Raw genomic sequence first — 9,164 nt, 5'->3', positions numbered from 1 at the left:
CCCGTTCGGCGGCACGAATGTACTGCCGCTTTGTCACTTTCTGATCGTCGACGTAGTACTTTGGGTAACCGCGGCGTAGCTTTCCATTTGAGTTCCATTGGCCCTCGATACCATGAAGACATCCGTTGCGCCAATGCTTCTCTTCATACACAGAAGACTGATCATCGTTTATCCACCATTCAAACCCGTCCGGGGTTCCGTCTTTCATGTAGCGGACTTCGCTAAGCATGGTGGAGCCGTCGTCCAAGTGTGTCGACCGCCAGAGATCAATTCCCGTGCCGTGGACCATTCGGTAAGTCCCGATCAATGTCCCGTTGTCGTCGTACTGCTTAGCGGTGCCATGCTCCCGTCCGTTCCTGTAGGGTATCAGCGAGACGAGGATGCCGGGGAGATCGAAGCGCCATTCCAGACCATCTCTCAGTCCATTCTGGATGCTGTAATCGAACTCAACCTCACCGGATTCATGCAGTGAACGGTATCCGACGATCTTGCGACGAAGCCGAAATTCAATCTGTCTTGGAGCGCCGCTAGAAAAGCGAGCGATGACTTTCGGTCGAGCCCCAAAAGGGATGGTTGAGCGAAAGCGTGGAGCCAAGGTCTCTGTCTCGGGCGCCTAACACCCCGGTTCAGCGGCAAGCGGCGCGCACCGAACTACATCTGCGCCGATTGTCCGCTGCAACCGGTTCGGCGGCGCTCCCGTCCATCTCATGAATCGGGTTCCTGGTCCCGGATCATCCAAGGGATGTTCGCGCAGAACTCCAGCTGGACGACTCTTTGGCCTTTGAATGGCTCGGGTAGAAGATGGACCTGCGTGGAGAACGCCATCTGAAAGCCATCTACCAGGGTTTCGTATTCCAATTCTCGCACGATGCCTCCTCCCACGTTCCCGCTGGCATGGACAGTGGCCAACGGTGCTGGAAGCTTCGAGCCATCGATGATGTCACCCACGAAGTGGAACCACCCGCTGTAGAGCCAGCGACCTTGGGACATTCGGACCGGCGCGCCGACCTCCGTCTCCCTGTCAGGTCGAATGCCCAAACGCGAAAACAACTCGCGGGCCTCCTGCGGGTATGCAAGCTGTCTCCCGGCTGCAAAATTCCGACAGTACACACACCCACATGACTCCGGTCCCCCGAGCCCCATACGCTCGTGCGCGAGACGTGTGGCTTCCGAGTCCGCACGAACAAGCCAGCCGAGGACGTGAAATTCCACGCACCCCTCACTCAGTCCGCCGAATCTCGGAACACTCATAACCTTTGTATTCAGGAGGCGGATGGGGCGTCCCCCGATGAAAACGCGAGCCTTTACCGCGTAAGCGAGATATGGCTCGGAACAATACTCCCGCTACGAGTCCGACCCCCAACCACTGCACGACCATGGTGAAGAAAAACGAGAACGGCCTGATTTCTCGAAATTCAAAATAGTCACTCGGACCGGCCCCTACCCACAGAGAAGGAAGATTTGCCAGAACGAGCAACTTAACCGGCACCGGATCCCAGTAACTTCCGAACTCTCGGTCCAAAAGTCGAATGCGGGGGCAATCCCAGCAGTCGAAGATGTGGACCTCACCTGGGCGCGTTGGAGGTGGCGGCGTCCATGCACGAGGTGGCGCCACGGGCGTTAGGAAATGAAAGAGTGTCCAGCCCAGAAGGTTAAGCACCACCAGACCTAGTCCAATCCGTCCACCCATGGTTACATGCTAGAGCATCGACGCACGATGCGTATAACGCCCCGGATGAGCGGCGTGGCCAGCCTTTGATAAACCGGTGAGCTCAACGAAGGCGATGTAAGTCATCGGTTCTCCGCCGGTGCCGAAGCGGGCCACGTCCGCTCGATCCGGAAGTTAGTCGGCTGCCCAACAAAAGGCGTACTTTCCACGGTGTTCTCCCTCTTTCCATAGAACTGAATCTAGCCTCTCCGTCGAATCCGCGAAAAGAAAGATCGTCAGCACAGAATCAGCTGAGCGAATCGAAATCTCGCGTCGAGCCCGCGCATTCACCCGACGCGCTTCCTCGACATACACCTGAATTTGTCTGTGCAGTAGCTCAATTCCCCCCATGGGTGTGGCGTAGAGTTCCCAGCCACAGGAGAACGACAAGGGAGGGAATTCCGTTAGCTCATGACGGCATCCAACAAACAAGTCACCGCTGCCCGTGTGATAGCTCGACCATTGCTCGCCGCATCGATCCGTTGTAGACGACGCGGGATTCCCGAGGAGCGCGCCGGCGTCGTCATGAGTCATGCCTGGTCGGAGCGGGGCGAAGGTGCTCATGTCGAAGATTTCGTTCAGGTCAGCCCCACTTTCCAAGGTGACCCAGATTCGTTGTCCGAAGCCGCGGCCTGGCGAGCCAAACGTAAACAACGTAGCGCTCTCGACAGGCGGCTCTGCCTCCAGCTTCGTCTCCGCACTAACGAAACCTGAGTTTAAATCGCCGACTGGACCGTCAGACCGGCAAAGCCACAGTCCGAAAGTGGTAATTAGAATGAGCATTGCCGGGACAACCGGGCTTTTGAATATGGCCATAGGACCGACTAACTCTCATTCAAGCGATCGGTCGACGGAAAGTATCGCCGTGGGGGAGTTTGCGTTATTTGGTCGGGTAGCGAGAGGTGTGCGGGCAAGATCCCTCGAAGGCCGGAGTTGGCGTGTGGATGTTGGGCGGCGTTGCAATAGGACTGCAGATCGCTGGCGGGTAGCGCAGCCAAGCGAGAGACGAGCATCTCGTTTCGATTGTACGCCCACGTGTGCTGAGCCTCCAAGGACACAGCGGGCGAGAGGGTGGCCTCAATCGGCGCAGGCGTCTTCACGAAAGCGTGGTATCGGCCAAGATCGAGCGCCACGGCACAGACGAGCTCAGGGATCGAGCCAGCCGGTGATGCCTCGGAATCGGCCGTCTCTCAGCTCGCAGATGAATCCGGCGGTCTGGGCGTGGTGGTCGTCCTCGGAGAAGCTCACCGCGGGAAGAATGCCGCCCGAGTCCCAATCCCGGATCGACTCCATGGCGTCGAGGAATCGTTCGCGCGTGAGCTCGGGGCCGGCTCGCTCGAGCGCCTCGACGACGATCGAGCCGAAGACGTAACCGTAGAGCGAATAGCGGTTGAGTCGGTGCTCCGGAGCGTATCTCCTCATGAGCTCGCGATAGCGGTCGAAGCCCGGTCCTTCGGCGAGCTCGGGATCGGGATAATGACAGAAGCCGAGCGTGCCATCCGAGGCTCCCCCTTCCACGTCGAGGTATTGCTCGTCGGTCAGGGGACCGGAAGAGACCATCCGCACGTCCGTCCACCCGAGGCCCTTCTTGGCTTCCATGACCCTTCGTGCCTGGGCGGGGTAGAGTGCCATAACGACGGCGTCGGGCTTCGCTTCCCGGAGAGCTCGCATCGGTTCCGTCCCGTCGGGAGGGTCGCGAGTCGCTATGGGCTCGTTTCCCGCAAACGTGTAGCCGAGCTCGTCCGAGAGCTCACGCACTCGATCGACGAAGTACTGGCCGTAGACGTTGGGATCGTGGATGACGCCGATGCGTTTCAACCCCAGCGTGCGCGCGAGGTAACGGAGCATGACGCGCGATTCGCCGTCGTACCGAGGGTAGGACGTGAAGACATACCGCTCGCCTTCCACCGTCAGCAGTGCGGTGTGAGGAAAGAGGTAGGGGACCTTCCGCTCCACGGCATAGGCGCCTATCGGGACGGAAGCCGGGCCGCCGAAGTTGAAGAGTAGGAAGACGGCGTCTTCTTCGACCAGCTGGCGCACGTTTCGGAGCGCATCCCCCAGGGGGTCCTCGGTGCCTCGCGGATAGCTCTTCTCCACGAGCTTCCGACCGTGGATGCCGCCTCGGGCGTTCACCTCCGCGATAAGGACCCTCATTCCCAGGTTCTCCTCGTCGACGGCGAACGACTGAGCCGGCCCCTCCATCCCCACGAGGATGGCGTCCGCGGTGACCCCCTGAAGCGCGAGCCAGAGAATGGGTGCGAGCATGAATAACTCTAAAGGCCGTCTATCTCTTCCTTCAACCCGCCGAGCTCCGACCGCGAATCTTCGAGCTCGGTCCGGGCCTTGCCCAATCGGTCGCGCTCCGATCGAACGAAGCGGGTATAGGGTGCGACTGCATCTTCGATCCGCGAAAGACTCGCCGTCATCTCCCGCTCGAACTGCTGGCGCAGTGACCCCATGAGCTGTTCTCGGACCTCCGCGACCTTCGCGTTCAGCTCGCGACGAGCTCTCCGCCTCTTCGCGGGCAAAACGAGCAGCCCGACGATGGAGAGAGCCCCGGCGGCGAGAATGCCGGTGACGTCGACTGCGGTCGAGGTCGCTATGAGGCTCACGAGCGTTCCCAGGCCCACGGCACCCACCTCCAGGAGCGCCGTGCTTGCCACGGCGGCTTGCACCGAGTCGGCCAGGCGGGTCGACTCCCGTTCGCGGTCGTAGCCCTCGACCGCTCGTCGCGCGGCGGCTCCCACCGAGTCGAGCAAACGCTTCCGATCCTGTTCGAACGTGGTTGGGAGGCGTCCGACGAGACGGCCCTCGCGCGCCGTTCGGCGCTTCTCCAGATGCGTCATCACCGCCTTCCACTGGCGTAGCTCGCTTTCGACCATCCAGTCGATGACCGCCTCGGTGCGCTTCTCGACCGTCTGAGGCAAATCCGCCACGACCTTTTTCTCGAAATCGGCCTTCACCCTCGCCTTGTTGACGATCTCGAAGACACGAGTCAGGCGCAGCGTCTCCTCGAAGAAATGAGCTCCTCTCTTCTCGAAATCGAGGAGGGCGTTGTCGATATCGGCAAGGCGATAGCCAAAGTCGCGCGTCTGGTCCTCACGATAAAGAGTGAGCTGCCGTTCGATCTCCGACAGCATCTCGAGATCATCCTTGAGCAGCCCGAGCTCGGCGGATACGACGCCAAGATACTTCTCGACCAGCGCACCGGCGACGCCAAGGGGATTCAAGAGCTTGAGCCTCACTCGCTCGCGCTCGTCGAGGGTGCGAGCGATGTGGGCCTCGAGCGCCGCGAATCGGCTCGCGGTCAGGAGCTCGTCGTTTTTCGCCTGCTTCGCCCGAAGAGCGAGCCGGGCGGAGACGGGAAACACCTCGGGCGAGCCCCCGAGGAGCTTCGCCCCTTGCGCACTCACGAAGCCTTCGACCTCATCGATCTGACGCGAGTCTTCCAGCACGTCGATCTTGTTCACCACGAGAACGATCTTCTTCCCCCAGTTGCGGATGCTCTCGAGAAACGCTCTCTCGCTCTCGGTGAACGGCCGGTCCGCCGAGGTCACGAACAGCACCAAGTCCGCGCGAGGAAGGAACTCCCGTGTAATCCGCTCGTGCTCGCGCTCGATGGCGTTCGTACCGGGTGTGTCGACGATGTTGACGTTTTCGAGAACGTCGATCGGCGCGGTCACCAGGCCGTTCTCGCGGCTGGTCTTCTCCCCTTGGGTCACGACGGTGATGCGGCGCGTCGTGGGCGTTACCCCCTCTTCGAGAAGGGCTTCTCCCAGGAGCGCGTTGATGAAGGCGCTCTTTCCTGAATTGAACTCCCCCGCCACGACGAGGAGAAAGAGCTCGTCGAGCTGTCGGTGGGAGGCGTCGAAGCTGGACGCGTCGCCTTCTTCGATGCCGACCCGCTCGAGCGCGAGACGAAGCTCTCCGAGCGCGCTTCTTTCTTCTCGAAGGAGCTTCTCCTCCTTGTCGCTGAGGATGCGCGCGAGGCTCATCGATTCAACGGACCCTTTCGTTGCCGGGAGACGAAGGCCTCACAATAGGCGAGGCTATTGACTTCCTCGACGCCCTGGTCCCGTCCGCCCGCCCTGACCGCGAAGGCCGACGCGATGCCCTGGAGTGCGACATGAAGCGGGAGACCCTGCCGGTACCACTCGCTCGCTCTCCGGAAATCGTCGGGCGAAAGCCTCCCCGGACGTCCCTTGAAACGGAAGAACTCATGCTCGATCGCATCGCAGTAGGCCTCGAGCTTCGTGTCTTTCATCGGCCGATGCGTGCCTCCACCTCGGCACGGCAGGGAATGGAGCTCGTTCCCATGCCTTCCACGACGATGGCCGCGGCGCCCGACGCGAAGCGCGCCGCGAGTGGAAGCGGCATGTTCTCCTTGAGCGCGATGAGGAATGCTGCGGCGAAGACATCGCCGGCACCCGTCGGGTCGACGACGTTCGCGGGGAACGCGGGGAAATCCAGGAATGCGCCCCGGGCATGGACACGGCATCCGCCCGCACCTCGGGTGACGACCCAGGCGATTCCGGGAAACCTCGCGGCCAGCTCATCTTGCGGCTCGGCGTCGTCTTCGCTCAGGCAGACGAAGTCGGCTCGCGAGAGGGCATCGGCGGCGTCGGGCCAATCCCGGACGGTGACCCGGCCCTTCTCGTCCCACTGTCGGAAGAAGCCCTGCGCCGCGACCCCGGATAGCCCCCGAGGCGCGAGTCGATCAAGCGGCATGCGAACTTCGTCGACCACGGGGCAGTATAGAACCGCGGCCTCCTCGGTGACACGCACTCGCGCCAGGTGGCTCTGGTCGAGCGATGCCGCTCGTCCCAAAAGCCGCTGCGACCTGACGTTCTCCCGGTAAGTGTTCTCGAAAACGGTCGTCGCTTCACCCGTGGCGTTGTGGATCTCGATTCCTTCGAGCTCGGCGAAAAAAGGAAATTCCGCTCCCACCGAGGTGACGATGCCCGCCCTCAGGCCGAGTCGGTGAGCCGTGATCGCGGAATAGGCGGCCGCTCCACCCAGCCGGCACCCGGATTCCAGTCGATCGACGGTAAGATGACCCACGGCGAGGAAATCGAGTGGCATGCTCAGGGATCGGCTAGATAGGATCCCAGCTCGTGATCTGGACCTCGCTCATCACTCAGGGCAAACGCCGATACTGGATGTCCCTCTTCGTCGCAACCATGCTGTCGCTCGTCTACTTTCATTTTTGGCGATTCTATCAAGGGCGTGTATCCGGTTGGATTCTCCTGGTGGGATGGGTTCCGGTCGCGGCCAATCTGCTCCGTGCCGGCCTCGGGCTCGTCACTTTCCTCGATCGACATCCGTTTCGCGCGATCGACCTCGGCCTCGAGTCCGATCAGGTGAGTCCTGGCGGAAGTTTCGCGGTGGAGATTCGCGCCGTGGCGCGCCGGCCCGTCCTCGTTCGAAAGCTCGCGGCGGCGCTCCGATGCACTCGACAGGGTGCGATGGCCACTGGGCATCGAAACGCCATCCTTCATGACGAGGAGCAGGTGCTCGAGCGCGACCTCGAGTTGACGCCCGGCGACCCCAAGACCCATCGAGTGGCGCTCCCCGTTCCTGCGAGCGCACCCTTCTCTTTCCGTTCGATGGAGAGCAAGATCGTCTGGGTAATCGACGTCGTGGCTGACGTGGAAGGTTGGGGTGAGTTTCGAAACGAGATCGAAGTGACGGTGGCCCCCGGCTGATGCGCATCGCCGTGATCTTCAATCCCAGTGCGGGGAGAGGCCGTTCCAAGGAACGAGATCTGCCGCGGGTGATCGCGAAGCTCTCGGCAGTGGGAGCACGGGTCGAGTCTTTTCCGACGGTTCGAACCGGGCACGCCGTCGAGCTGGCGCGGCGGGCAAGCGAGGACGGCTTCGAGAGGGTCGTCGCCTGGGGTGGCGACGGTACGCTGAACGAAGTGGCCGGTGGTTTGCTCGGGACCGACACGCCGATGGGCGTTCTTCCCGGCGGCACCGTCAACGTGTTCGCCCGCGAGGCGCACATTCCGCTCTCGCTCGAGGCCGCCCTCGAAGCGATGAGCCACGGAATCGTGAAGCGAATTCCCGTCGGCCTGGCCAACGATCGGTGTTTCCTCGCGATGGCGGGAATCGGTATCGACGCTGAGGTCGTCTACCGGATGAAGGTCGCGGTCAAGAGCGCCCTCGGGGTGCTCGCCTTCTGGCTCGCGGGATTCCGGTTGCTCGCGAGCTACCCGATGAGTCCGCTCCGGGTCTGGGCGGATGGGCAGGAGCGTCGAGGCACCGGAGTGATCGCGGGAAAGCTCGCTCGCTTCGGCCCGCGTTATTTCATCACCCCCGACGCGCGAATGGACGAGGCGCGGTTTCACGTCGTCGTCTTCCAGGGAGACAAGCGCCGGGACTACCTTCGCTATCTCCTGGGCGTGCTCCAGCGGCGGCATCTAAGCTTCGAAGACATCGAGCACTTCAAGACGGATCGCTTGACGGTCGAGGCGGACACACCGGTACGCTGTCAGCTCGACGGCGAGCCCGCGGGCGAGACGCCCGTCCGCCTCGAGGTCAGAGATCGGGCTCTTGCGGTCATCCTCCCCCGCGTCGCGATTGTTGGCACGAGTCGAGCGGGCATAGAATGACCAAAAGGAGGATCCGAGCATGTCGAGCCCCGCCCTCTTCCTGGTGATGGTCGCATCCGGTTCCGCTGTCGGCTACGGCGACGAAGAAGGCAAGCCGATCGTGGGACGCTCCATGGTCGCGACTCAATATGGCATCGTCGCCGCCAGCCAGCCGCTTGCCGCACGAGCGGGGGTTCAGATCCTGGAGCGAGGCGGCAACGCGATCGACGCCGCCATCGCGGCGAACGCGACCATTGGGCTCATGGAGCCCACCGGCAACGGCATCGGCGGCGATCTGTTTGCCATCGTCTACCTGGCGAAGACCGGCGAGATTCACGGCCTGAACGCGAGCGGCTGGGCACCGAAGGGGATGACGCCCGAGTTTCTGGCGTCGAGGAACATCGAGGAGATGCCGCAACGAGGTATCTATGCCGTGACCGTGCCCGGCGTCGTGGCGGGCTGGCACGCGCTGCGAGCGCGCCTCGGCTCGCTCGAGTTCTCTGAGATCCTCGCCCCCGCCATTCATTACGCCGAGAACGGGTTTCCGGTCTCGGAAGTCATCGCGAGAGGCTGGGCCCGCTCGGAAGATCTCCACAAGAGCCACCCCAACGCGGCCGAGACCTTTCTCATCAACGGTCGTGCCCCGAAGCCCGGTGAGATCTTTCGCAACCCCGACCTGGCCGCGTCGCTCCGGCGCATCGCGGAAAAGGGAAGAGACGGCTACTACAAAGGGAAGACCGCTGAAGCCATCCTCGCCATCTCCGAAGAGATGGACGGGGCGATCGCCGCTGCGGATCTCATGGAGTTCGAGCCCGAATGGGTCACCCCGATCAGCACGACGTACCGAGGTTGGACGGTCTATGA

Annotated in this window: 9 protein-coding genes; 3 read left to right on the top strand and 6 right to left on the bottom strand. The window is 62.3% G+C overall.

Annotated features, from left to right (window positions below):
- The 6 genes from VEK15_32695 to VEK15_32670 all read right to left on the bottom strand — a co-directional run.
- Positions 1-595, bottom strand: a 595-nt coding sequence (locus VEK15_32695; protein ID HXV65501.1) for a hypothetical protein, incomplete at its 3' end; no start/stop codon positions are given.
- Between the two features lie 110 nt (positions 596-705).
- A complete protein-coding gene (locus tag VEK15_32690) occupies positions 706-867 on the bottom strand; it encodes a hypothetical protein (GenBank protein ID HXV65500.1) in 162 nt (53 codons plus the stop codon).
- Positions 868-2,854: 1,987 nt separating this feature from the next.
- On the bottom strand, positions 2,855-3,973 hold the full coding sequence (locus VEK15_32685; protein HXV65499.1) for an ABC transporter substrate-binding protein: 1,119 nt from the start codon (positions 3,971-3,973) through the stop codon (positions 2,855-2,857).
- Between the two features lie 8 nt (positions 3,974-3,981).
- Positions 3,982-5,703 (bottom strand): dynamin family protein, encoded by a 1,722-nt coding sequence (locus VEK15_32680; protein ID HXV65498.1) that lies wholly within the window; start codon positions 5,701-5,703, stop codon positions 3,982-3,984.
- Positions 5,700-5,972 carry a hypothetical protein gene (locus VEK15_32675; GenBank protein HXV65497.1) on the bottom strand — a complete coding sequence of 91 codons (273 nt, stop codon included), beginning with the start codon at positions 5,970-5,972 and terminating at the stop codon, positions 5,700-5,702. Before VEK15_32675 ends, VEK15_32680 begins: the two co-directional genes overlap by 4 nt.
- On the bottom strand, positions 5,969-6,790 hold the full coding sequence (locus tag VEK15_32670) for a PfkB family carbohydrate kinase (protein ID HXV65496.1): 822 nt from the start codon (positions 6,788-6,790) through the stop codon (positions 5,969-5,971). The genes VEK15_32675 and VEK15_32670 overlap by 4 nt, the downstream gene beginning before the upstream one ends.
- A gap of 32 nt (positions 6,791-6,822) precedes the next feature.
- On the opposite strand from VEK15_32670, the gene VEK15_32665 reads away from it, so the two are divergent.
- From VEK15_32665 to VEK15_32655, 3 genes are all read left to right on the top strand, one after another.
- On the top strand, positions 6,823-7,413 hold the full coding sequence (locus VEK15_32665) for a hypothetical protein (protein ID HXV65495.1): 591 nt from the start codon (positions 6,823-6,825) through the stop codon (positions 7,411-7,413).
- Complete coding sequence (locus VEK15_32660; protein HXV65494.1) at positions 7,413-8,321, top strand: diacylglycerol kinase family protein; 909 nt, start codon at positions 7,413-7,415, stop codon at positions 8,319-8,321. Before VEK15_32665 ends, VEK15_32660 begins: the two co-directional genes overlap by 1 nt.
- A gap of 19 nt (positions 8,322-8,340) precedes the next feature.
- On the top strand, positions 8,341-9,164 hold an 824-nt coding region (locus tag VEK15_32655; protein HXV65493.1), incomplete at its 3' end, for a gamma-glutamyltransferase.

It is taken from the genome of Vicinamibacteria bacterium, from assembly GCA_035620555.1.
In the GTDB taxonomy this organism is placed as follows: domain Bacteria; phylum Acidobacteriota; class Vicinamibacteria; order Marinacidobacterales; family SMYC01; genus DASPGQ01.
This window is presented reverse-complemented; position numbering and strand designations above follow the sequence as displayed.